19 protein-coding genes are annotated in these 24837 nt (G+C 64.7%); 15 read left to right on the forward strand and 4 right to left on the reverse strand.

Annotation, left to right across the window (positions count from 1 at the left end; genetic code table 11):
• Position 1 precedes the first annotated feature (1 nt).
• Both U8330_RS01055 and U8330_RS01060 read left to right on the forward strand, forming a co-directional pair.
• Positions 2-3142 carry an efflux RND transporter permease subunit gene (locus U8330_RS01055; protein ID WP_323103271.1) on the forward strand — a complete coding sequence of 1047 codons (3141 nt, stop codon included), beginning with the start codon at positions 2-4 and terminating at the stop codon, positions 3140-3142.
• Between the two features lie 78 nt (positions 3143-3220).
• Positions 3221-3835, forward strand: a complete 615-nt coding sequence (locus U8330_RS01060; RefSeq protein ID WP_323103272.1) for a TetR family transcriptional regulator — start codon at positions 3221-3223, stop codon at positions 3833-3835.
• Between the two features lie 3 nt (positions 3836-3838).
• Here U8330_RS01060 and U8330_RS01065 read toward each other — a convergent pair whose 3' ends face one another.
• Complete coding sequence (locus U8330_RS01065; RefSeq protein ID WP_323103273.1) at positions 3839-4822, reverse strand: isopenicillin N synthase family dioxygenase; 984 nt, start codon at positions 4820-4822, stop codon at positions 3839-3841.
• A 23-nt stretch (positions 4823-4845) separates the two neighbouring features.
• Positions 4846-7857: a DNA polymerase I gene (polA, locus tag U8330_RS01070; protein ID WP_323103274.1), complete on the reverse strand. Its 3012-nt coding sequence runs from the start codon at positions 7855-7857 to the stop codon at positions 4846-4848.
• Between the two features lie 221 nt (positions 7858-8078).
• Between polA and U8330_RS01075 the strand changes: the two genes are divergently transcribed.
• From U8330_RS01075 to U8330_RS01100, 6 genes are all read left to right on the forward strand, one after another.
• Positions 8079-8291: a hypothetical protein gene (locus U8330_RS01075; protein ID WP_323103276.1), complete on the forward strand. Its 213-nt coding sequence runs from the start codon at positions 8079-8081 to the stop codon at positions 8289-8291.
• 118 nt (positions 8292-8409) lie between these two features.
• The gene (locus tag U8330_RS01080; protein ID WP_323103278.1) at positions 8410-8709 is read left to right on the forward strand and encodes a hypothetical protein; all 300 of its coding nucleotides are present in this window, start codon (positions 8410-8412) and stop codon (positions 8707-8709) included.
• 37 nt (positions 8710-8746) lie between these two features.
• Complete coding sequence (locus tag U8330_RS01085; RefSeq protein ID WP_323103279.1) at positions 8747-9130, forward strand: hypothetical protein; 384 nt, start codon at positions 8747-8749, stop codon at positions 9128-9130.
• Positions 9131-9462: 332 nt separating this feature from the next.
• Complete coding sequence (locus tag U8330_RS01090) at positions 9463-9894, forward strand: MarR family winged helix-turn-helix transcriptional regulator (protein WP_323103280.1); 432 nt, start codon at positions 9463-9465, stop codon at positions 9892-9894.
• Between the two features lie 124 nt (positions 9895-10018).
• Positions 10019-11416, forward strand: coding sequence for a dipeptidase (locus U8330_RS01095; protein WP_323103282.1), 1398 nt, complete (start codon positions 10019-10021; stop codon positions 11414-11416).
• A gap of 152 nt (positions 11417-11568) precedes the next feature.
• Positions 11569-12543 (forward strand): YbhN family protein, encoded by a 975-nt coding sequence (locus U8330_RS01100; RefSeq protein WP_323103284.1) that lies wholly within the window; start codon positions 11569-11571, stop codon positions 12541-12543.
• 9 nt (positions 12544-12552) lie between these two features.
• Here the strand turns inward: U8330_RS01100 and U8330_RS01105 are convergent, their stop codons facing one another.
• Positions 12553-13083, reverse strand: a complete 531-nt coding sequence (locus tag U8330_RS01105) for a hypothetical protein (protein ID WP_323103286.1) — start codon at positions 13081-13083, stop codon at positions 12553-12555.
• A 257-nt stretch (positions 13084-13340) separates the two neighbouring features.
• On the opposite strand from U8330_RS01105, the gene gshB reads away from it, so the two are divergent.
• Together gshB and U8330_RS01115 are read left to right on the forward strand one after the other, a co-directional pair.
• Positions 13341-14288, forward strand: a complete 948-nt coding sequence (gshB, locus tag U8330_RS01110; protein ID WP_323103287.1) for a glutathione synthase — start codon at positions 13341-13343, stop codon at positions 14286-14288.
• Positions 14289-14442: 154 nt separating this feature from the next.
• Entirely contained in the window at positions 14443-15975 is a 1533-nt protein-coding gene (locus tag U8330_RS01115) for a YifB family Mg chelatase-like AAA ATPase (RefSeq protein WP_323103288.1), read from the forward strand.
• A gap of 113 nt (positions 15976-16088) precedes the next feature.
• On the opposite strand, the gene U8330_RS01120 is transcribed toward U8330_RS01115, so the two are convergent.
• Positions 16089-16361 (reverse strand): hypothetical protein, encoded by a 273-nt coding sequence (locus tag U8330_RS01120; protein WP_323103289.1) that lies wholly within the window; start codon positions 16359-16361, stop codon positions 16089-16091.
• A gap of 411 nt (positions 16362-16772) precedes the next feature.
• Between U8330_RS01120 and U8330_RS01125 the strand changes: the two genes are divergently transcribed.
• From U8330_RS01125 to U8330_RS01145, 5 genes are all read left to right on the forward strand, one after another.
• Positions 16773-19052: a transglycosylase domain-containing protein gene (locus U8330_RS01125; protein ID WP_323103291.1), complete on the forward strand. Its 2280-nt coding sequence runs from the start codon at positions 16773-16775 to the stop codon at positions 19050-19052.
• A gap of 262 nt (positions 19053-19314) precedes the next feature.
• Positions 19315-21234 carry a molecular chaperone DnaK gene (dnaK, locus tag U8330_RS01130; RefSeq protein WP_323103293.1) on the forward strand — a complete coding sequence of 640 codons (1920 nt, stop codon included), beginning with the start codon at positions 19315-19317 and terminating at the stop codon, positions 21232-21234.
• A 241-nt stretch (positions 21235-21475) separates the two neighbouring features.
• Complete coding sequence (locus U8330_RS01135) at positions 21476-22579, forward strand: acyltransferase (protein ID WP_323103295.1); 1104 nt, start codon at positions 21476-21478, stop codon at positions 22577-22579.
• Between the two features lie 148 nt (positions 22580-22727).
• The gene (gene dnaJ / locus U8330_RS01140) at positions 22728-23861 is read left to right on the forward strand and encodes a molecular chaperone DnaJ (RefSeq protein WP_323103297.1); all 1134 of its coding nucleotides are present in this window, start codon (positions 22728-22730) and stop codon (positions 23859-23861) included.
• A 115-nt stretch (positions 23862-23976) separates the two neighbouring features.
• A complete protein-coding gene (locus U8330_RS01145) occupies positions 23977-24699 on the forward strand; it encodes a glutathione S-transferase (protein WP_323103298.1) in 723 nt (240 codons plus the stop codon).
• Positions 24700-24837: the final 138 nt, after the last annotated feature.

Consider the following 24837-nt stretch of genomic DNA (forward strand, 5'->3'; position numbering starts at 1 on the left):
CATGCCCAGTTTCTTCATCGACAGGCCGATCTTCGCCTGGGTCGTCGCCCTGTTCATCATGATTACCGGGATCATCGCGATCCCGTTCCTGCCCATTTCGCAATATCCGAGCGTCGCCCCGCCGCAGATCACCATTTCGGCGACCTATCCCGGTGCGTCCTCGACCGAGACCTATCAGGGCGTCACCCAGCTCATCGAAAATGAGCTGAACGGCATCGAGGGCATGCAATATTTCGAGTCGACCTCGAATGCCGCCGGCTCGGCCCAGATCACCGTCACCTTCGCACCCGGCACGGATTCCGGTGATGCGGCGGTCGACGTGCAGAACCGCGTGCGCCGTGTCGAGCCGCGTCTGCCGGATGCGGTGACCCAGCAGGGTATCCAGGTGGACGAAGCCGGTTCCGGCTTCCTGCTGATCATCTCGCTCACCTCCACCGACGGCGCCATGGACGCGATCGGCCTCGGCGACTATCTGAGCCGCAACGTGCTCAACGAGGTGCAGCGCATCCAGGGCGTCGGCCAGGCGCAGCTCTTCTCCTCCGAACGCTCGATGCGCGTCTGGCTCGATCCGGACAAGATGGTCGGCCTGAACCTGACGACGGGTGATATCACCTCCGCAATCCAGGCGCAGAACGCCCAGATCGCCGCCGGGTCGATCGGTGCCCAGCCGAACCCGATCACACAGCAGATCAGCGCCCCCGTGCTGGTCAAGGGTCAGCTGACGACGCCGGAAGAGTTCGGCGCCATCGTGCTGCGCGCCAATCAGGACGGCTCGGCCGTGCGCCTGCGCGATGTGGCGCGGATCGAGGTCGGTGGCCAGAGCTACGATACCTCGACGCGCCTCAACGGCCAGCCCTCGGCCGCCATCGCGGTGCAGCTCACCCCGACCGGCAACGCGCTCCAGACCGCGACGCTGATCGAACAGCGGATGGACGAACTCGCCCGCTTCTTCCCGGCCGGTCTCGAATATTCGATCCCCTACAACACGGCCCCCTTCGTAGAGGTGTCGATCGAGAAGGTCATCCACACCCTGCTCGAGGCGATGGCGCTGGTGTTCTTCGTGATGTTCCTCTTCCTGCAGAACATCCGCTACACGCTCATCCCGACGATCGTCGTGCCGGTTGCGCTGCTCGGCACCTGTGCGGTCATGTATGCGGTGGGGTTCTCGATCAACGTGCTGACCATGTTCGCGATGGTGCTGGCGATCGGCATTCTCGTCGACGACGCGATCATCGTCGTCGAAAACGTCGAGCGCATCATGTCGGAGGAAGGGCTGACGCCGAAGGAGGCGACGCGCAAGGCGATGGGCCAGATCACCGGCGCCGTCATCGGCATCACCGTGGTGCTGTCGGCCGTGTTCATTCCCATGGCCTTCTTCCCCGGTGCGGTCGGCGTCATCTACCAGCAGTTTTCGCTGACCATGGTCGTGTCGATCCTGTTCTCGGCCTTCCTTGCCTTGTCCCTGACCCCGGCGCTCTGCGGCTCGTTCCTGAAGCAGGTGCCGAAGGGGCATCACGGCACGAAGCGCGGCTTCTTCGGGCTCTTCAACCGCGGCTTCGACCGCACCTCGCATGGCTATAGCGGCTGGGTCTCCTGGCTCGTGCGCCGCACCGGCCGCTTCATGCTGATCTATCTCGTGATCGTGGCGGCCATGGGCTATCTGTTCATGCGTCTTCCCTCCGGCTTCCTGCCGAACGAGGACCAGGGCTTTGCCATCGTCTCCATGCAGCTGCCGGCCGAAGCGACCGCCAATCGCACCACGGATGTCATCAAGCAGGTGGAAGGCATCTTCTCCGGCGAGAAGGCGGTCGATCGCATCATCGCGGTCAACGGCTTCTCCTTCTCGGGCTCCGGCCAGAATGCCGCGCTCGCCTTCGTGACGCTGAAGGACTGGAGCGAGCGTGGGCCGCAGGATGCGGCTTCGGCCATCGCCATGCGCGCCACCATCGCCATGAGCCGGATCAAGGATGCGATCAGCTTCGCGCTCTCCCCGCCGCCGATCCAGGGTCTCGGCACCACCAACGGCTTCGAGTTCCGCCTGCAGGATCGCGGCGGGCAGGGCGATACCGCGCTTGCGGCCGCCCGCGATCAGCTGCTCGGCCTTGCCGCGCAGAGTCAGGTCGTCTCCGGCGTGCGTGTCGATGGTCTGCCGGATGTGGCCCAGCTCAACGTCGTCATCGACCGCGAGAAGGCCAACAGCTTCGGCGTCGCCTTCGCAGACATCAATTCGACGATTTCGACCAATCTCGGCTCGACCTATGTCAACGACTTCCCGAATGCCGGCCGCCTGCAGCGTGTGACCGTGCAGGCGGACCAGACGAAGCGTATGCAGCCGGCCGACCTTCTGAAGCTCAATGTCCGCAATTCGAATGGGGGCATGGTGCCGCTCTCGGCCTTTGCGAGCTTCGAGTGGCAGACGGGCCCGGCACAGACGGTCGGCTATAACGGCTATCCGTCGATCCGCATCTCGGGCCAGGCCAATCCGGGTTTCTCCTCGGGCGATGCGATCACCGAGATGGAACGTCTGGCCGGCCAGCTGCCCAACGGCTTCGCCTATGAATGGACCGGCCAGTCGCGCGAGGAAATCCAGTCGGGCTCGCAGGCGCCGCTGCTAATCGGGCTCTCCTGCCTGCTGATCTTCCTGTGCCTGGCAGCCCTTTACGAAAGCTGGTCGATCCCGATCTCGGTCATGCTGGTCGTGCCGCTCGGAGTCATCGGCGCGGTGCTGGCGGTCATGCTGCGCGACATGTCCAACGACGTCTACTTCAAGGTGGGCCTGATCACGATCATCGGTCTTTCGGCCAAGAATGCGATCCTGATCATCGAATTCGCCAAGGAGCAGATGGAGGCGGGCAAGTCGCTGCTGGATGCCACGATCGAGGCGGCGCATCTGCGCTTCCGGCCGATCCTCATGACCTCGCTCGCCTTCACGCTCGGCGTGGTGCCGATGGCGATCGCCACCGGGGCTTCGGCGGCCAGCCAGAACGCGATCGGCACCGGCGTGCTCGGCGGCATGATCACGGCGACGATCTTCGCGATCTTCTTCGTGCCGGTCTTCTTCGTCTTCATCATGCGGCTCTTCACGCGTGGCAAGAAGAAGACGGAGGCGACCGGTCCCGGTGTGGCGGCTCCGGGCGAGTGAGCAGGGTCTTTTCCCATCCGGGCAGGCGCGGCCTGCCCGGCGCACCGGTGCGGTGGTGCATCAGCAAACGAGGGTCCCATGCGGCGCACCAAGGCTGATGCCGAGGAAACCCGCGCCAGCATCCTGCGCGCGGCCGAACAGGTGTTCTTCGACAAGGGCGTCTCCAACGCGACGCTCGAGGATGTGGCGAAGGCCGCCGGGGTGACGCGAGGGGCGATCTACTGGCATTTCGCCAATAAGAGCGATCTGTTTCTGGCACTCCACAATTCCGTGCCCATGCCGCAGGAAGACATGATCCTGCAGGATGCCGCCGATCCGGGGGCCGATACGCTGGCGCTGATCCAGAAGGCGGCGGCCGACTGGCTGGCGGTGATGGAAAACGATCCGCAGCGCCAGCGCATCCTCACGATCCTGCTGCGCTGCAATTATGATTCCGAGCTGCTGCCGGTGCTCGCGCGCCAGCAGGAAATCGATGATTTTCATACATCCCTGCTCGAACAGGCGTTTCAGGCCGCCGCCGAGAAGGGGCGTCTGAGCACCGAATGGACACCGCAAAGCGCGGCACGCGCCCTGCGCTGGATGATGAAGGGGCTCTGCAGCGAATGGTTGCTCTTCGGCCACCGCTTCGGACTGGCGGCACAGGGCGGCGAAGGGCTCGAACAGCTCTTCTCCTGTTTTCGCACCCGGCCTTGAGGATCAGGCCGCAGTCGCCTTGAACTTGCTCATCAGATAGGGGCCGGAGCGCACCGGCGGATAGGGGCTTTCTCCCTCGGCTGGCCGGCAGGCGGGCAGCGTCACGATCTCCGCATCCCAGTTCGGCTGGTGGAAGAAGGCGAGCGACTGGCGCCGGTCGAGCCCGCCATCTTCCGGCGGCGGATTGACGACACGGTGCAGCGTCGAAACCCAGCGGTCATTGGTCCAGCGCGCCATCAGGTCGCCGATATTGATCACGAAGGCGCCGGGCACCGGCGGCACCGGCGTCCAGGCGCCATCCGGCGTCACGATCTCCAGCCCGCGCGAGCCCGTCTGCGGCAGCAGGATCGTCAGGCTGCCATAATCGGTATGCGCGCCGGCGCGCAGCTGCCCCGGCTTTGGCGCCACCGTCTGCTGCGGATAGTTGAGCGCCCGCAGCGCGCTGATCGGGGCGTCGAGATAGGGAGCGAAATAGTCCGCCGGCAGATCCAGCGCGACTGCGAAGAGCCGCATGATCCGTGCGGCGAGGTCCTCCATGGCCTTATAGTAAGCCGTCCAGGCCTCCCGGAATCCGTCCGGCGCGTCCGGCCAGATCGTCTCGGCATAGCAGAAGGCAAGCGCCTCCGGATCGGTCATCGACTCCGGGCGGGAGAGCGGGCCACCGTTGAAGCTCTCCTTCAGATCGGGCGGCGTCTCGACATTGCGGGATTTGGCAAGGGCCTCGAGCTCCGGGCCGAGATAGCCGTAGGGATAGCCCTTGTAGGGCGCTCGCGCCCTCTGCTTCTGCTCGGCCGGCAGGTCGAAAAAGGCTTTCGCCTTGTCCCAGACCCCGTCGATCACCGCCTGGGGAACGCCATGGTTCGCGATCGCCAGAAAGCCGGTGCTGCGGCAGATCGCATCCACCTCCCGGCCAAGGGCCCGCTGCGCCTCCGGCGTGGCACGCTCGAAGGCGCTGAGGTCGAAGATGGGGAAGGATGCGTCGGCCATGGCTGTCTCCTGTGCGGCGTCAATCAGTGCGCTTCGTCCCAGTTCTGTGCGGCGCGGGCGTCCACCTTCAGGGGCACCCGCATGTCGAGCGCCGGCATGGCGGCGTTCTCCATCGTCGCGACGATGACCGGGATCGCCCGGTCGATATCCTCGTCCTCCACCTCGAAGATCAGCTCGTCATGCACCTGCAGCAGCATGCGGCACCGCTCGGCAAGGCCGGCCTCGGCGAGCGCGGGCTCCATCTTGACCATGGCACGGCGGATGATGTCGGCGGCCGAGCCCTGGATCGGGGCATTGATCGCCGCCCGCTCGTTGAAGGCGCGCATCGAGGGATTGGAGGAGCGGATATCCGGATAATGCGCCCGCCGCCCGAAGATCGTTTCCACATAGCCGTTCGCACGGGCAAAGGCCTTGGTGGCGTCCATATAGTCGCGAATGCCGGGGAAGCGTTCGAAATAGCGCTTGATGTAATCGCCCGCTTCCGATCGCTCGATCGACAGCTGATTGGCGAGCCCGAAGGCCGAAATCCCGTAGATGATGCCGAAATTGATGGCCTTGGCGCGCCGCCGGATCTCGCTCGGCATGCCGTCGACGGGAACGCCGAACATTTCGGATGCCGTCATGGCATGGATGTCGATCCCTTCGGCGAAGGCCTGGCGCAGCTGCGGAATGTCGGCCACATGGGCAAGCACGCGCAGCTCGATCTGGCTGTAATCCGCCGAGATCAGCTTGTGGCCGGGCGTGGAGACGAAGGCCGTGCGGATCTTGCGGCCTTCGCTGGTGCGGATCGGAATGTTCTGCAGGTTCGGCTCGGAGGAGGAAAGCCGGCCGGTGGTGGTGGCGGCGAGCGCGAAGGAGGTGTGGACCCGGTGGGTCTCGGGATGCACAAAGCCCGGCAGCGCATCGGTATAGGTGGATTTGAGCTTGGTGAGCTGGCGCCAGTCGACGATGCGGCGCGGCAGGTCGTGGCCGGCGGCCGCCAGATCTTCCAGCACCTGTGCGGAGGTGGACCATTGGCCGGTCTTGGTCTTGGAGGCGCCGGGCAGGCCCATCTTGCCGAACAGGATATCGCCCAGCTGCTTGGGCGAGCCGATGGTGAAGCGCTCGCCGGCAAGCTGGTAGATCTCGTCCTCAAGCCGCGCTGCGCCCTGGGCGAGCTCGCCGGAAAGGCGGGAGAGGATCTGCCGGTCGATCGAAATACCGCGCTCTTCCATCCGTGCCAGAACGGGCACCAGCGGCCGCTCCAGCCGCTCATAGACGCGGACCAGCTTCTTGGCGGCAAGGCGGGGTTTCAGCACATGCCAGAGGCGCAGCGTGACATCGGCATCTTCCGCCGCATAGGCCGTGGCCTTGTCGATCGGCACATGGTCGAAGGTCACCATCGACTTGCCGCTGCCGGCCACATCCTTGAAGGCGATCGGCTGGTGGCCGAGCCACTTCTCCGAGAGCGTATCCATGCCATGCGTGCCGGCACCCGCATCGCTGACATAGGACATCAGCATCGTATCGTCGAAGCGGGCAATGGTGACGCCATGGCGCTTCATGACGAGATAGTCATATTTGAGGTTCTGGGCGACGACGAGAACAGCGGGATCCTCAAGCAGGCTCTTCAGCCGCTCCAGCGCCTGCCCGACCGGGATCTGCCCTTCGACGAGACCGCCGCCGAGCAGGTCTCCGGCCCCCTGGCGGTGGAGCAGCGGCACATAGGCGGCGCGAACCGCAAGCCCGGACGGATCCTTGGCATTGTCCGCAATGGCGAGCGAGAATCCGACGAGATCGGCCTGCATCGCATCGAGCGAATTGGTCTCCGTATCGAAGGCGACCAGCCCCGCCTCGCGCGCCGCGGCGATCCAGCTTTCCAGCGTCGCGAGATCGCGGATCGTTGCATAGGTCGAGCGATCGATCGGGGCGGAGGCGAAGGCCTGGGCGCGGGCATCGGCCAGCATCTGCGGCGAAGGGCCGGTGTCGGGCAGGGGCGGGGCATCGCGCAGCACCTCGGCCGCGTCAGCCGCCGTTTCCTCGCCCGTTTCGGCAGCGTCGGCCTTGGCGGCCGCTCCGGCCGCCTCGCCCTTGTCGAGGTCCGGCCCATGGGCGGCAGCGCCCCATTCCACCGGCACGCTGGCCGGCTCCACGGCTTCGGCATCCGTATCGGTCAGGATCGCCACGCGGCGCGTCAGCGTCGTGAACTCCATGGCCTTGAGGAAGGCCACCAGCCGCGGCCCGTCCTGCGGGTGGAGATCGAGCGCGTCGAGCGGCATTTCCACCGGCACATCGGTCTTCAGCGTCACGAGTTCACGGGAGAGGCGCGCCAGTTCGGCATTGGCGATGATATTCTCGCGGCGCTTGACCTGCTTGATCTCGCCGGCCCGCGCCAGCAGCGTGTCGAGATCGCCGAATTCCTCGAGCAGCTGGGCGGCGGTCTTGGGGCCGATGCCGGGAATGCCGGGCACATTGTCGGTCGAATCGCCGGTCAGCGCCTGCAGGTCGATCATCTTCTCCGGCGGCACGCCCCATTTCTCGACGACCTCGGGAATGCCGATCTGCTTGTCTTTCATGCTGTCATACATGGAGACGGCAGGGGTCACGAGCTGCATCAGGTCCTTGTCGGAGGAGACGATCGTCACATCCGCACCGACGGCCTCCGCCATGCGGGAATAGGTGGCGATCAGGTCGTCCGCCTCGAAGCCCTCCATCTCGATGCAGGGCAGGTTGAAGGCGCGCGTCGCATGGCGGATCAGCCCGAATTGCGGGATGAGATCCTCCGGCGGCGCCGTGCGGTTGGCCTTGTACTTGTCATAAAGCGCATTGCGGAAGGTCTTCGAGGAATAGTCGAAGATGACCGCGAAATGGGTCGGCGTCACGCCCACCGACGTGTCGCGCGCATCCGTCAGCAGCTTCCACAGCATGTTGCAGAAGCCGGACACGGCATTGACCGGCAAGCCATCCGATTTGCGGTTGAGCGGGGGGATGGCATGGAACGCCCGGAAGATGAAACCCGAGCCGTCCACGAGGAAAAGATGATCGCCTTTTTTCATGGGGCAAGGGATAGCGCGGGTGGGGGCAAAGGTCCATCATTTCGGGGCTGGCTCGTGAGCATCCGGCCGCAATGAGGATTGACGAAAAGTCCGATCTTATTTATTTTAGATGTTTATAATTCTCGGTCGGCACCGCCTGCTGGGTATTCCTGTCAAATTGCCTCTGCCTGAAGAGCGCTTGGGTCTCAGGCAAGTCCGGACTTGATCTGGAGGTTGCCGCAATGAAATTCGCTTCTCTCCTGTCCTACAGCCGGGCAGGCCTCAGTTTCGCATTGGAAATGACCGGGGCACTGACGGTGATTTACATTAGCTTTGGCATTGACGGTTTTGCCTCGATCCCCGGCTGGGCGGCGTTCTTTTTCGTCCTGGGTTTGGGTATCGCGGCGGTTGCTGACAACGTGGACCGATTGAAATCTAGCGTTGATAGACGGTGAAACGTCAGCATTCGCCGAAATGGTTGGATCGGGGAATCTATGGACCGGAAAGAAATTTTGCTCGCCTATGCTTGGTCAAGTGCCCTTGGACTGTTCATCGGCTTTCTTGCTTGGTCCGATGGCGACGATGGAACGAGCATCTTTAAAAAAGATGCTGGTCGCCGTTCTCTTCCCCCTTGCTCTGAGAGGGCTGCGCCAGTTCTTTCCCTCGGAGAAAGACGCAACCAGAAGTATCGGTACTCAACTCGAATTTGTCATTCTTTTTTCTACTTTGTTCGCTGCGTGTATGATCGTGGTCGGTCCACACTCCAATCATCCGCTTGTCAGCCTGCTGCCGGAATTTGTGAAGACGGTCGTCTTCATGACGGGGATATACATGGTCATTTTCGTGCTCGTTCGCCGCAACCGCAGCCGTTGACGTGCTCATAGTCCGGCGCATCTGAAGGGTCACGTGGATGGAGTGGAAAGCCAGAGCTTGGGTTTGGGCAGATAATATCGTTTTCATGCTGGTCTTCGGGGCTGCAAGCGTCTGGTTCGGAAAGAACGGTATCGAGATCATCAGAAACATGACGATCGCGGTTCTCTTCCTGTTCGCGGAGCTTGGTCTAAGCCGCCTTAGGCGTGGAGAGCAGACCACGCCGCGTCACCTGGTTCGGCTGCTTGGATCGCTACTGCTTTCCTCTGTTCTGACAGGGACTTTGCTCTTCGTTGTCATCGGTGGCTGGAGCGGGAACGCCCTCGACATGGCGCTCATCCAGTTCGTGGCTGCAACATTCGCTCTGGCCGTGGTTAGAGTCGCCGTCTTCTGTGTCAGGGAACGCAAGCGCATGCGTACCTGACCTGCGGTCTCGCGATCACGCCAACCTCACACGAAGCTTACGAATTTGTAATAAAGGGGAAGCCGGACTTCCCTTGAAAAGCCATATTCGGAGCCACAAATCCTGACCAACGGCCGCTGCACAAGCGCCGTCGTCTGGTCAAGGCCTGTCCCCCGCCGAAACCAGATGCGAGGACAAAGGCCTATCCCCCTCTCCGGGCCTTTGTCCAACATCAAAAACCGTCGTGGCTCCGCCTCCGCCACGGCGGTTTTTCTTTGTCCGGACTGGCTTACATCTTCTCCTCCATTGCAGGCTGTCTTGTCTTCGTCGTTTGTGCGGCGTACCGATAGATCATGGCTTTCGACCGGATGGAGTCGCCGACCTATCTCGCCAGCCTGCTGGCCCGAACCTTCTCCCGCGCCTTGCAGGAAAGGGGCCGGAAACTCGGCTTCGCGCCGGGGCAGTTTCCCATCCTGCTCGAATTGTGGAGCGAGGAGGGGCTGACGCAGCGCCAGCTGATCGACCGGCTGGATGCAGAGCAGGCAACGATCGCCAACACGCTCGCCCGCATGGAGCGCGACGGGCTGATCGAACGGCGCCGCCACCCGACCGATAGGCGGGCCCAGCAGATCTTCCTCTCCGACAAGGCCCGCGCCATGCAGGGCGAAGCGATCGCCGCCGCCATGTCGGCCGACGAGGCGCTGCTGTCCGGCTTTCGCCGTTTCGAGCGCGAGCTGATGAAGGAATACATGCGGATGGCGATCCTGAACGGCCTGCGCGACTGAGCGGCTTTCGCCGCGTCTTCTCCCTGTCTCTGCTGGGGAAGATGCGATAGGGTCCGCGCCGGCGACGCGCCGCCCGGTCTCAACGGGCCTTTCACGCGTGGCGCCTCATGCGAAGGAGCAGGCAATGACGGAACTTAACGGCGTACTCGCCAAGGCGGATCAGACACTCGATGCAGCCCTGGAGCGGCTGTTCGCGCTCGTGCGCATTCCCTCGATTTCGACCGACCCGGCCTATAAGGAGGCCTGCCGCAAGGCCGGCCAGTGGCTGGTGGACGATCTCTCCGGCCTCGGCTTCACCGCGCGCCTGCACGACACGCCCGGCCATCCCATGGTGGTGGCGCATCATGATGGGGCGCGTCCGGATGCGCCGCATGTGCTGTTCTACGGCCATTACGACGTGCAGCCGGTCGATCCGCTGGCGCTGTGGGAAAGCGATCCCTTCGAGCCGTCGATCAAGGAGCTTTCCCCCGGCCGCACGGTCATCACCGGCCGCGGCACCTCCGACGACAAGGGCCAGCTGATGACCTTCGTCGAGGCTTGCCGAGCCTATAAGGCTGTTGCGGGCAGCCTGCCCTGCCGCGTCACCATTCTGTTCGAAGGCGAGGAGGAGTCCGGCTCGCCGTCGCTCAAGCCCTTCCTCGATGCCCATGCCGAGGAACTGAAGGCCGATTATGCGCTGGTTTGCGACACCGGCATGTGGGACCGGGAAACGCCGGCGATCTCCGCCGGCCTGCGCGGGCTGGTGGGCGAGGAGGTGACGATCATCGCCGCCGATCGCGATCTCCACTCCGGCATGTTCGGGGGCGCGGCCGCCAATCCGGTTCATATCCTGGCGAAGATCCTGGCCGGCCTGCATGACGAGACGGGCCGCGTGACGCTGCCCGGCTTTTACGACGGAGTGGAGGAGACGCCGAGCCAGATCAAGGCGTCTTGGGAAAGCCTCGGCAAGACGGCGGAAAGCTTCCTCGGCGAGATTGGCCTCTCGATCCCCTCGGGCGAAAAGGGCCGCTCGGTGCTGGAGCTGACCTGGGCCCGCCCCACCGCCGAGGTGAACGGCATTACCGGCGGCTATACGGGCGAGGGATTCAAGACGGTCATCGCCGCCAAGGCCTCGGCCAAGATCTCCTTCCGCCTGGTCGGCAAGCAGGATCCCGATGCCATCCGCTCGGCCTTCCGCGACTATGTGCGCTCTCAGCTGCCGGCCGATTGCTCGGTCGAGTTCCACGAACATGGCGGATCGCCGGCCATCCAGCTGCCCTATGATTCGCCTGTGCTGACCACCGCCAAGACGGCGCTATCGGACGAATGGCCGAAGCCGGCCGTGGTGATCGGCATGGGTGGTTCGATCCCGATCGTCGGCGACTTCCAGTCGCTGCTCGGCATGGAATCGCTGCTCGTCGGCTTTGGTCTTTCCGATGACCGGATCCATTCGCCGAACGAGAAATACGAGCTGCAATCCTTCGCCAAGGGCATTCGCTCCTGGATCCGCATCCTCGCTGCTCTCGGTGCCGCCAAGCCCTGAGGCCGTGCTCTCCTGCGAAAGGGTTGGATGACCTTCCTCTGACCCTTTCGTGACCGATTGCCCGGTCCGCTCGCCCTTGACCCTGGCGGTGCCAGATGGTCTCATTCGCGCATGACATGCATTTCCGGACGACGGCGCGGACCGAGCGCCCCATGAAGACGCTCAAGGCCCTGATCTGGCCGGCGATCGGGCTGGCGGCCATCACCTTCTCGCTCTATGGCCTCTACCACGAGCTGCGCGGCCTTTCGGTCGAAGAGTTCTGGGATAGTCTGACGGCGATCCCGCTGCATGGCTGGCTTCTGGCCGGCGCCTCGACGCTGGTGGCCTATGCGGCGCTGGCGGCCTATGATCACCTGGCGCTCGAACATCTCGGCCATCGCATCTCGCTGGTCTTCATCACCGTCTGTTCCTTCACCGCCTATGCCCTGTCGCACACGATCGGCGCTTCGGTGTTTTCCGGCGCGGTCGTGCGGTATCGCGCCTACGGATCGAAGGGTCTGACGGTCAGCGAGATCGGCATTCTCGTCGCCTTCTGCTCCTTCACCTTCGCGCTCGGCACACTTCTGCTTTCGGCCATCGTGCTCCTCATCGAGCCGGAGATCGTCGAGCGCTTTGCGAGCGTCGTGCCGATCGAGGCCTCGATCTCGACGGCGGTCGTCATCCTGCTGCTGATCGGGCTCTATCTCATCGGCAGCGTGGTCGGCTTCCGGCCCGTTCGCACCCGCTGGTTCCGGCTGGACTATCCCAAGGCCTCGCTTGCCATCCGCCAGCTCTTCATCGCGCCGATCGAGCTCCTGGGGGCGGCGGCGATCATCTATTTCGCCCTGCCCGAGGCTGGCAATCCCGGCTATATGGTGGTGCTCGGCGTGTTCCTGGCGTCGTTCTCGGCGGCGCTGCTCTCGCATGCCCCGGGCGGCATCGGCGTGCTGGAGCTGATGTTCGTGGCCGCCCTGCCGGAGCTGCCGCCGGCCTCGGTCCTGGCGGCGCTCGCCGTCTTCCGTCTCTTGTACCTCGTCGTCCCCTTCGTCATCGCGCTCGTCGTCGTCGTCATTTTCGAGCGCGGCCAGTTCGTGGCCAGGCGGCGCGCCGAGAAGGGGCTGGCAGCCGGCGCCGATCCCGCGCCCTGACGCCGCCCCTCAGGACGGCGTGTGGCAGACCTTCGGCACCGCGTCGTCGAAGGCGGTCTTCACCTCCTCCAGCTCGGCGCTTTCGATATGCAGCGGCGTGAAGGGCGGTTCCTGCACGGCGGCGTTGACGATGCGGGTGATGTAGCAGCCGGCAAAGACCCGCTCGCGGCCGCCCTTGTCCACCGAGCGGACGGCCACGGGAACGGGCGTATAGACACTGCCGGCCGCGCCTTCCTGCGTCACGGCGCCGGTCTTCACCTTCACATCCACCGTGTCCTTGTAGCCGGCGACGAAGCTCTGATAGTCACCGGCCGGCGGACGATCGCCGAAATAGCTGTAGGCACGCGCATATTCCTGGCGGGCGATCGCATTGTAGAGCGAGCGCACCAGCGCCGCGCCATCGGAGCGATCATCCACATAAGGCACGTCCTGTGCCTGGGCGGTGCCGGTAAAGGGCGAGGAGGCGGACAGCGGCGCCAGCGCGTGGACGGCCAAAAAGGTGGCGCCGGCCAGGCCGAGGGCGGTCAGGAAACGGTTCATCAGCAGCACTCCTTGAAGGCGCATCCAGTTGAAAGGCCGATTGTGTCGGCACTGCGATCATCGGCCGCGGTCGGAGATAAGGCGGCTGTTCGTCCGCGTCCATCAACCGCCCGCCTTTCTGCAGGAGCTGCTCGGCGCGAGAGAGACAGCGCGCGGCTCGCCTTCCGCATCGTGCAAGCCGGTCGCCGCACTGCGGCCGCCTTGCCTTCTCACGGCCGCGCTTCTACATGGGAAGCTCCGACCAAGGGGGCTCTCACATGGCAGCAATCGTCAACGTCGCGGTGCAGATGGACCACATCTCCACCGTCAACATTACCGGCGATTCGACCTTCGCCATGAGCCTGGAGGCACAGAACCGCGGCTACAAGCTGTTCCATTACACCCCGGACCAGCTGTCGCTCCGCGATGGCGCGGTCATCGCCACCGTCGAGCCGATGGAGCTGCGCGACGAGAAGGGCAACCATTACACGCTCGGCGCGCCGGAGCGGGTCGATCTGTCGACCATGGACGTGGTGCTGCTGCGCCAGGATCCGCCCTTCGACATGGCCTATATCACCTCCACCCACCTTCTGGAGCGCATCCACCCGAAGACGCTGGTGGTCAACGATCCCGCCTGGGTGCGCAACTCGCCGGAAAAGATCTTCGTCACCGAATTTCCCGACCTGATGCCGCGCACGCTGATCACCAAGGACCCCAAGGAGATCGCTCGCTTCCGCGAGGAGATGGGCGATATCATCCTCAAGCCGCTCTACGGCAATGGCGGGGCCGGCGTGTTTCACTCGACGCGCGACGACCGCAACATGTCCTCGCTCCTCGAAATGTTCGGCCAGATGTTCCGCGAACCCTTCATCGCGCAGGAATATCTGCCGGCGGTGCGCAAGGGCGACAAGCGCATCATCCTCATCGATGGCAAGCCGGTCGGCGCGATCAACCGCGTGCCCGCCGAAACCGACAGCCGCTCCAACATGCATGTCGGCGGCCGGGCCGAGGCGACGGAGCTGACGGCGCGCGAGGAGGAGATCTGCGCCCGCATCGGCCCTTCCTTGCGCGACCGCGGCTTCCTGCTGGTCGGCATCGATGTGATCGGCGACAAGCTGACGGAGATCAACGTCACCTCGCCGACCGGCATTCGCGAGGTCAAGCGCTTCGGCGGCGCCGATATCGCCGCGCTGCTCTGGGACGCGATCGAGGCGAAGCGGGCCTGACCAGCGCGCACAGCAGCGCGTTTGTTCCGGTTTTCTGCAACCTGTTTCAACCCATGCGGCATGCCTGCGTGTGATCGTTCGATCATTGTTCTTGTTTTACCCCTGCTTCTGTGCAAGTCTTCTCTAATGGACGGCAACGGAGCGGTGGCGGGCGATGGTCGCGAGAGTCAGAACGATCGCATTTCAGGGCATTGAGGGCGTCCCGGTCGATGTCCAGGTCATGGTCGCGCCGGGCAAGGTCGGCATGCAGATCGTCGGCCTGCCTGACAAGGCCGTGGCCGAAAGCCGGGAGCGCGTGCAGGCTGCTCTTCATGCCTCGGGCCTCGCCATGCCGGCCAAGCGGGTCACGGTCAATCTCGCTCCGGCGGATCTTCCCAAGGAGGGCAGCCATTTCGACCTGCCGATCGCGCTCGGTCTCATGGCGGCGCTGGGAGCCATTCCGGCGGATGCGCTAAGCGCCTATGTGGTGATCGGCGAGCTGAGCCTCGATGGCACCGTGGCGCCTGTCGCGGGTGCCCTGCCCGCCGCCATCGGAGCCAATGCGCTGGGGCTCGGTCTCATCTGCCCTGCAGCCTGTGGCCCGGAGGCGGCCTGGGCAGGGGCGGAGGTGGACATCCTGGCGCCGCGCAGCCTGATCGCGCTCGCGAACCACTTTCGCGGCACGCAGGTTCTCTCGCGGCCCGAGCCGGCGACACGCGCGCTTGCCGCCAACCTGCCGGACCTCGCCGAGATCAAGGGGCAGGAGAGCGCCAAGCGGGCGCTGGAAGTGGCGGCGGCTGGAAATCACAATCTGCTGATGGTCGGCCCACCAGGGTCCGGCAAGTCGATGCTCGCCGCCCGGCTTCCTTCCATCCTCCCGCCGCTGGCGCCTGCCGAGCTGCTCGAAGTGTCGATGATCCACTCCATCGCCGGCGCGCTGCCCGGCGGCAAGCTGTCTGATCGCCGGCCCTTCCGCACGCCGCACCATTCCGCCACCATGGCGGCGCTTGTCGGCGGCGGCCTCCGCGCACGGCCGGGCGAGGCCTCGCTCGCCCATCACGGCGTGCTGTTTCTCGACGAGTTTCCGGAGTTTTCGCCGCAGGTGCTGGATGCGCTGCGCCAGCCGCTGGAAACAAGCGAGTGCATCATCGCCCGCGCCAATCACCGGGTCTCCTACCCGGCGGCGATCCAGCTCGTCGCGGCCATGAATCCCTGCCGCTGCGGCATGGCGGGCGAACCCGGCCATGTCTGCACCCGCGGCCAGCGCTGCGCGGCCGATTACCAGGCGCGCATCTCCGCGCCGCTGATGGACCGGATCGACATCCGCGTCGATGTGCCGGCCGTCGCCGCCGCAGATCTGTTGCGTCCGCGCCCGGCCGAAACCAGCGCCACCGTTGCAGCCCGGGTGGCCAGGGCGCGTGCTTTGCAGACCGACCGCTTCCTTCGGCTCGGTTTTCCGGGCGTAACCTCCAATGCGCGCTGCAGCACGGCACTGGTGGAGCAGATTGCCGAGCCGGATGCCGGTGGGCTGCAACTCCTGCGCGACGCCGCCGAGAGGATGAAGTTTTCGGCACGGGCCTATCACCGCGTGCTCAAGGTGGCGCGGACGCTGGCCGATCTCGACGAGGCGCCGCATGTCGGCCGGGTGCATCTCGCCGAAGCCATCGCCTACCGCGTCGCCGGAGATCGCCTGTCGAGCGCGGCGTGACGAGGCGCCGGGAGCGTCGATCCGCCCTCCAAGCCCGCCCGGTCGGTATCGGGCGCAGGCTCACGTGGACCGAGCGGACGCCGGCTGAGCAATAAGGCAGGGATAAGAAGCGGCTATTGCAGGGTCGGGCTGTCGTCCGCATCGGTGAAGAAGGAGTGGATGCCTTCGCGTGCAACGGTCGCCAGGAATTCGTCGAAGGCTTCGCGGTCGGTGGCGAAGGGCTCTTCCCATTCGGTCACGTCCTCTTCCTCGGTCAGCACCATCAGGCGCCAGTCGAGCTGCGTGCCGGCCGGACGGGAAATATCAACGAGAACAGTCACGCCATCCTCGGTGAATTCCCCGGACAGTTCGGAATATTCCATCTCCGGTTCATTGTCGTTCGCCATGGCCTTCCTCCTTCTGCCGGTCGCTCTTCTCAAGGGCGGTGCCGGCATCGTGCTGCGCGCCTCCCCGATCCGCCGCGCAGGCGCGGCACCGGTGTCCATCATCTAGCGCTCGCAATCCACGCGGCACTTGTCAATGGAGCACGCGGCGGTTCCCCTGTCCGGCAATTCCGACGCGGACGTCGAACGGAGCGCCCGAAGTGCCTTTATCGGCGGTAAGCCACTGTCCCGACGCGAGAAAATTCGGGACGACGTCCATCCTGTCGCTTCTGTTGGGCCGGCGCGTGTCGGTTAAAGCGGGGTTAACCTCTCCTTAAATCGCCGCATTTACGCTTCACCTGCGGGGCGACATCCGCATGCGGCTTGGCTGGTCGCTGTCTTTCACGCACAGTTTGGAGCGATGTAATCCCCGGCATGGCAGGAAAGCGCACATCATCGCGGCCGCGCGTCGAACCCTCTTTTTCGGGCAGCGGGGGCCGGGATGGCGACCTGCGGCTCGGTGCCGGCGATCGTGTAGCCGGCAATGGCGGATCGCGCGGCGGCGGAGGCCGGAAGAAGGCCGCCTCCAGACCGGCCAAGGCGGCAAAGCCGGCGCGGACGCGGCGGGCCCGCCGCTCGGGTGGCGGCCTGTTCGGCTTTCTGCGCGCCTGCATCTATTGGTGCATCGTCTTCGGCATCTGGGGGGCAATCGGCCTTGGCGGCCTCGTGCTCTATTATGGCGCCCGCATGCCGAGCGCCACCAGCTGGACCATTCCGGAACGGCCGCCCAATGTAAAAATCCTCGCTTCCACCGGCGAAACGCTCGCCAATCGCGGCGCGACCGGCGGCGAGGAAATTCCGCTCGAAAGCATGTCGCCCTTCATTCCCCAGGCCGTGATGGCAATCGAGGACCGGCGGTTCTATTCGCATTTCGGGGTCGATCCGCTCGGCCTTGCGCGCGCCGTCATCACCAATCTGGCGAGCGGCCGAACGGTCCAGGGCGGCTCGACGCTCACCCAGCAGCTTGCCAAGAACCTGTTTCTCTCGCCGGAGCGCACGCTGGAGCGCAAGGTACAGGAGGTGCTGCTCGCCCTCTGGCTCGAGCATCGCTACACGAAGGATCAGATCCTCGCCATGTATCTGAACCGGGTGTTCTTCGGTTCGGGCGCCTATGGCGTCGAGGCCGCGTCGCAGCGCTATTTCCACAAGTCGGCCCGCGACGTGAACCTCGGCGAAGCCGCCATGCTGGCCGGCCTCCTCAAGGCGCCTTCGCGCCTTTCCCCCGCGCGCGATCCGGCAGCGGCGGAGGAGCGGGCGCAGATCGTGCTCGGCGCCATGCGCGAGGAGGGGCTGATCACCGATGCGGAGGTGAAGACGGCCATGTCGCAGCCGCCGACGCGGGCGAAAAGCTTCTGGTCGGGCGCGCAGTATTACGTTGCCGATATGGTCATGGACGAGCTGCCGCGCGTGCTCGGGCCGATCAAGCAGGATATCGTCGTCGAGACCACGCTCGACCCGGCGCTCGAAACGCTTGCCGAGGGGACGATCGCGGACGCGCTGGAGGGCGAGGGCGCAAAGCTGAAGGCCTCGCAGGCCGCGCTCGTCTCGCTGGATTCGCGCGGCGCCATCCGGGCTCTGGTCGGCGGGCGGGATTATGCCGACAGCCAGTTCAACCGCGCGGTCAAGGCCAAGCGCCAGCCGGGCTCGGCCTTCAAGCCCTTCGTCTATGCGGCGGCGATGGAGATCGGCCGCACGCCCATGTCGGTCCGCGTCGATGAAAAAGTAAGATTCGGCAATTGGACGCCGGAGAATTACGACCAGAAATATCGCGGCGAGGTGACGCTCGCGAGCGCGCTTGCCAATTCGCTCAACACCATCGCTGCCCAGCTGGTCATGGAAGTCGGGCCCGCCCAGGTCTCCAAGCTTGCGCATCGCCTCGGCATCGAATCGGAGCTGCAGGCCAATGCCTCCATCGCGCTCGGCACGTCGGAAGTCAGCCTCTTGGAGCTCACCTCTGCCTATGCACCCTTCATGAATGGCGGCTTCAAGGCGACGCCGCATGTGATCTCGCGTGTGCTGACGCCGGAGGGCAAGGTGCTCTACCAGACGGATTTCGCCAATCCGCCGCGCGTGCTCGATCCCGAGATCGTTTCGGAAATGAACCAGATGATGGTGGGCGTGGTCGAGCATGGAACGGGCAAGAATGCGCGGCTGAAGGGATGGCCGGCCGCTGGCAAGTCCGGCACCACCCAGTCCTTCCGCGACGCGCTCTTCGTCGGCTTCACCAGCAATCTGACCACGGGCGTCTGGTTCGGCAATGATGATGGACGCTCGATGAAGAAGGTGACGGGCGGCGGCCTGCCGGCCAAGGCCTGGAAAACGTTCATGACCGGCGCGCATGAGGGGCTGACGCCCAGCCCGATCTTCGGCACCGCCGGCGTCGAGCCGACATTCGAGGCGCGCAGCAACGATCCCTCCTTCGAGGATCCCGGCATCCAGCGCACGATCGCCGACGTGATTTCCGGCGCGCTGGGCCGCAAGCCGTCGCGCGAGGAATTTCCGGATGCGCCCGACGCCGAACTGCCGCCGCCAGGCAGCGGCGATGCAATGAGCGCCGCACCCATGCCGCCCGCCGATGTCGGCCAGACGACCGGCGCGACACCGCCGCCCGCGCCGCGGCGCACCACGCTCCTCGACATCCTGACGGGAGGGTAAGGCCCCGTGTTCCGCCTTGCCGGCCTGGGCTGCGGTGCCCGCATGCCCAGGCCTTCCTCCTGCAAGCGCCCCGCCGCCCGGGCCCCCGTTTTTTCCCGACGCGGCGGGCTTGTGCTGCCTTGCAGTGGCAAAAACCCGTCCTTATATACGCCGCATCGCCGGGCTTTCAGGCGCGGCAAATTCTTCGCAAGACCATCCCGTTAGGGGCTGTCACATGAATGCCTGACCGGGTTCCGACAGCCCGCTGCAAGGAGAGAACGACATGGCTAAAGTTATCGGTATCGACCTCGGAACGACCAACTCCTGCGTCGCCGTCATGGACGGCAAGGACGCGAAGGTGATCGAAAATGCGGAAGGCGCGCGCACCACGCCGTCCATGGTCGCCTTCAGCGATGATGGCGAGCGCCTCGTCGGCCAGCCGGCCAAGCGCCAGGCGGTCACCAACCCGGAAAACACGCTCTTCGCCGTCAAGCGCCTGATCGGTCGCCGCTACGAAGATCCGACCGTGACCAAGGACAAGGGCCTCGTTCCCTTCAAGATCGTCAAGGGCGACAATGGCGACGCCTGGGTCGAAGCCGGCGGCAAGAACCAGTCGCCCTCCCAGGTCTCGGCCATGATCCTTCAGAAGATGAAGGAAACCGCTGAATCCTATCTCGGTGAAAAGGTCACCCAGGCGGTCATCACCGTTCCGGCCTATTTCAACGACGCCCAGCGCCAGGCCACCAAGGATGCCGGCCGCATCGCCGGTCTCGATGTCCTGCGCATCATCAACGAGCCGACCGCGGCTGCGCTCGCCTATGGCCTCGACAAGAACGAAGGCAAGACCATCGCCGTCTACGACTTGGGCGGCGGTACCTTCGACGTCTCGGTCCTGGAAATCGGCGACGGCGTCTTCGAGGTGAAGTCGACCAATGGCGACACCTTCCTCGGTGGCGAAGACTTCGACATGCGCCTCGTCGAATATCTGGCAGCCGAGTTCAAGAAGGACCAGGGCATCGACCTGAAGAACGACAAGCTGGCTCTGCAGCGCCTCAAGGAAGCTGCCGAAAAGGCGAAGATCGAGCTCTCCTCCTCGCAGCAGACCGAGATCAACCTGCCCTTCATCACGGCGGATGCCTCCGGTCCGAAGCACCTGACGATGAAGCTGTCGCGCGCCAAGTTCGAGAGCCTGGTCGACGATCTCGTCCAGCGCACCATCGCGCCCTGCAAGGCGGCGCTCAAGGATGCCGGTGTCTCGGCTTCCGAGATCGACGAAGTCGTGCTGGTCGGCGGCATGAGCCGCATGCCCAAGGTGCAGGAAGTCGTCAAGCAGCTGTTCGGCAAGGAGCCGCACAAGGGCGTCAACCCGGATGAAGTGGTCGCACTCGGCGCCGCCATCCAGGCCGGCGTTCTCCAGGGCGACGTCAAGGACGTGCTGCTGCTCGACGTGACCCCGCTGTCGCTCGGCATCGAAACGCTGGGTGGCGTCTTCACCCGTCTGATCGAGCGCAACACGACGATCCCGACCAAGAAGTCGCAGACCTTCTCGACCGCCGAGGACAACCAGAACGCCGTCACCATCCGCGTCAGCCAGGGCGAGCGCGAAATGGCGGCCGACAACAAGCTGCTCGGCCAGTTCGACCTGGTCGGCATCCCGCCGGCACCGCGCGGCGTTCCGCAGATCGAGGTCACCTTCGATATCGACGCGAACGGCATCGTCAACGTTTCGGCCAAGGACAAGGGCACCGGCAAGGAGCACCAGATCCGTATCCAGGCATCGGGTGGTCTGTCGGACGCCGACATCGAAAAGATGGTCAAGGATGCCGAGGCCAATGCCGAGGCCGACAAGAAGCGTCGTGACGCCGTTGAGGCGAAGAACCAGGCCGAAAGCCTGATCCACTCCTCGGAGAAGTCGCTGAAGGATTATGGCGACAAGGTCACGGAAGCCGACCGCAACGCCATTTCGGATGCGATCGCCGCGCTGAAGACGGCCGTCGAAGCGTCCGAACCGGATGCGGAAGACATCAAGGCCAAGACGCAGACCCTGCTCGAAGCCTCGATGAAGCTCGGCCAGGCGATGTATGAATCGCAGCAGACCGAAGCGGCCAATGCCGACGCAGCCGCCGATGCCGCCCGCGACAATGTGGTCGATGCCGACTACGAAGACGTGAGCGACGACGACGATCGCAAGAAGACCGCCTGATCCGCTTTCAGGCAGACAGGACGAAGCCCGGGCAGAGAGATCTGCCCGGGCTTTTTCTTTCGAACCTAGTGCTGCATAATCGTCGCCGAAGCGCGCCGCCGCCGCGACACCCCCAGGTTTGACCAGGGGCGGCAGCGTTCAACTCTAATTACGTAAAGCTATATTAACGGTTCAAGCACGTCGATCCGCTAGACTGGGCTCGTCGGCATCCAGGCCGATCCAGGACCTGAAGGCACGGCGCATGCACTTTCGCATCTTCGAATTCTGGCGGCTTTCCGCCGCAATGCTGGTGATGGTCTATCACTTCCTGCGCTTCGGGCCGGATGATGCCACCCAGCATCATGTGTCGGACATGCTCTATCGGCTGCTGCCGCTGATGGACATGTTCTTCATGATCTCGGGCTTCCTGATCCTTCTGCGCTATGGCGAAACGCTGACCAGCGTTCGCGCCTACCGGTCCTTCCTCGTCCGCCGGCTGGCGCGGTTCTATCCCCTCTATCTCGTCACCTTCCTGTTCTTCGTCCTGGTCTGCATGGCGCTGCATGCCGGCCTCGTCAGCTCCACCCAGCCCGGGCGCTATGATCCGGGCTTCCTCTGGCAGAACTTGGCTCTGGTGCAGGCCTGGGGCACGACGGATCAGCTGAGCTTCAACTATGTCGCCTGGTCGCTCTCGGCCGAGTGGTTCTGCTATCTGCTCCTGCCCGTCTTCGTCCTGGTGATCCGCCATGCCGGTTGGAAGGGGCTTGCCGCTCTGGCTCTCGCGGCGATCGCGCTACTCGAGGCGGCAACCGAAGCCGGGGTCATTCCCTTCTCGAGCTGGCTTCTGGCCGATACGTTCGGCGCCTACCGGGCTTTTGCCGATTTTGCCTTGGGTGGGCTCGTCATGCTGCTGGTGCGGCAAAGCCGCTGGCAGCTCCAGAGCCATCTGCCGGCCTGGAGCGCCTTCGCGCTGACCATCGCCGCCATGCTGTTCGTCTGGCCCGCCTTCCTCATCGTCGTGCTGCTGGCCGTGTCGATGTTCCTCGCCGCGCTGGCGGAGCGCAACAACCCCGATGGCGCGCGTCATTTGCGCCTCCTCGCGCCGCTCGGCGCCGTCTCCTTCGGCATCTATCTCTGGCACCCGGTGGTCGAGACGCTGGTTCTGGCGATCGGCTGGAAACACGGAATTGCACCGCTCGGGCTCGTGAATTTCTACGTCTTCCTTCTCGTGCCCATGGCGATCACGGTCATCGTTGCGCTTGCCTCGGACCGATGGTTCGAGCGCCCTGTCAGCGGCTGGCTGAACCGGCGCTTCGGCAGCCGGCACGCCAGTGGGCCTGTCGCGCCGGAGCAAGCTGCGGCCTGACCGCCGTTTTTTCGACAAAAAGATCGCATCCGGCCGCTCTTGCCTATGGCATCGCGCGCAAAGGATCACTAAATCGGGAAACAGGAAATCAGGCGGCGACCGGAGGTCCGGTCCTGTCGCGTCTGTTCAACAGGACACCCTCGACCATATGAAACGTGATCTTTACGAGACGCTCGGCGTTGCCAAGACGGCGGACGAGAAGGAGCTGAAGAGCGCTTTTCGCAAGCTCGCCATGAAGTACCATCCCGACAAGAATCCGGGGGATGCCCAGGCGGAGCATACCTTCAAGGAGATCAACGAGGCCTATGAGACGCTGAAGGACCCGCAGAAGCGGGCGGCCTACGATCGCTATGGCCATGCGGCCTTCGAGCAGGGCGGCATGGGCCCCGGCGGAATGGGCGGCATGGGCGGCGGCGCCGGCGGGTTCTCCGATATTTTCGAGGATATCTTCGGCGAGATGATGGGCGGCGGCCGCCAGCGCCAGCGCGCCTCGGGTGGGCGCGAGCGCGGTGCCGATCTCCGCTACAACATGGAAATTACGCTGGAGGAAGCCTTTGCCGGCAAGACGGCGCAGATCCGCGTGCCGACCTCCATCACCTGCGATGTCTGCTCCGGCTCCGGCGCCAAGCCGGGCACCCAGCCCAAGACCTGCACCACCTGCCAGGGCTCCGGCCGCGTGCGCGCCGCGCAAGGGTTCTTCTCGATCGAGCGCACCTGTCCGACCTGCCAGGGCCGCGGCACGATCATCCCCGAACCCTGCACCAAGTGCCACGGCCAGGGCCGCGTCACCGAGGAGCGTTCGCTGTCCGTCAACATCCCGGCCGGCATCGAGGATGGCACGCGGATCCGTCTCTCGGGCGAAGGCGAGGCCGGCATGCGCGGCGGCCCGTCCGGCGATCTCTACATCTTCCTGTCCGTCAAGCCGCATGAGTTCTATCAGCGCGACGGATCGGATCTCTACTGCTCGGTGCCGATCTCGATGACGACGGCAGCGCTGGGCGGCAAGTTCGACGTGCAGACGCTCGACGGCACCAAGTCGCGCGTCACCGTGCCGGAAGGCACGCAGGCCGGCAAGCAGTTCCGCCTGAAGGGCAAGGGCATGCCGGTGTTGCGCTCCAACCAGGTCGGCGATCTCTATATCCAGATCCAGATCGAGACGCCGCAAAAGCTGACGAAGCGCCAGCGCGAGCTTTTGCAGGAGTTTGCCGAGATTTCGTCGAAGGACAACAATCCGGAGTCCAGCGGCTTCTTCGCGCGGATGAAGGAATTCTTCGAGGGCTGAAGCTTGCTCGCGTCCAATCGTTTGCAAAACCGGGGGCCTCTCGCCCCCGGTTTTTTGTTGCCTCGCTGCTGCCGCGCTCCATCTTCCTGTCCGGCGGCAAGACCGGAGAACACGCATGGCCTACACGCTTTATTATTGGGATGGTCTTCAGGGGCGCGGCGAATTCGTGCGGCTGGCCCTGGAGCAAGCCGGGGTGCCCTATGTCGATATCGCCCGCGAGGAGGGCGGCACGACGCAGATGCTGGACATGCTCGGCCATCCCGAGCTTCCCGATGCGCCCTTCGCGCCGCCCTTCCTGAAGGATGGAGCGCTGCTCGTCTCCCATGTCGCCAACATTCTCTTCTATCTCGGGCCGAAGCTCGGCCTGGCGCCCAGTGAAGAGGGGCTTCGCCTGCGCCTGAACGGGCTGCAACTGACGATCGCCGACATGGTGACGGAGGTGCACGACACTCACCACCCGATTGCCAGCAGCCTGTTTTATGAAGACCAGCGGCCCGAGGCGCTGCGCCGCGCCAAGGATTTCCGCGCCGAGCGCCTGCCGAAGTTCTTGACCTATTTCGAGCAGATCATCGCCAACAACGAGGCTGGCGAGGGGCTCGTCGGCGACCATCTGACCTATGGCGATCTTTCGCTGTTCCAATTGGTGGAGGGCCTGCGCTACGCCTTCCCGCGGGCCATGGAGGGCGACGCCGCGCGCTATCCGGCGCTGACCGCCCTTCACGACCGGGTGGCCGCGCTGCCGAAAATCGCCGCCTATCTCGCCTCGGAGCGGCGGATCGCCTTCAATGAGAACGGCATTTTCCGCGCCTATCCGGAGCTCGACGGACCCTCCGGCTGACCGGGCGTTGGGCTTCGCGTCATCCCGCTCCGGCAAAGCGGCGGTCGGCGCTTGTCAGGCGCTTGTCAGTCCGGGGCCGAGGTTCTACAGCAGCCGGTGTGCAACCGGTTCAGGCGCGGATCCGCGTCGAGGGTTCCA

Source organism: Rhizobium sp. CC-YZS058 (assembly GCF_034720595.1).
Classification (GTDB): domain Bacteria; phylum Pseudomonadota; class Alphaproteobacteria; order Rhizobiales; family Rhizobiaceae; genus Ferranicluibacter.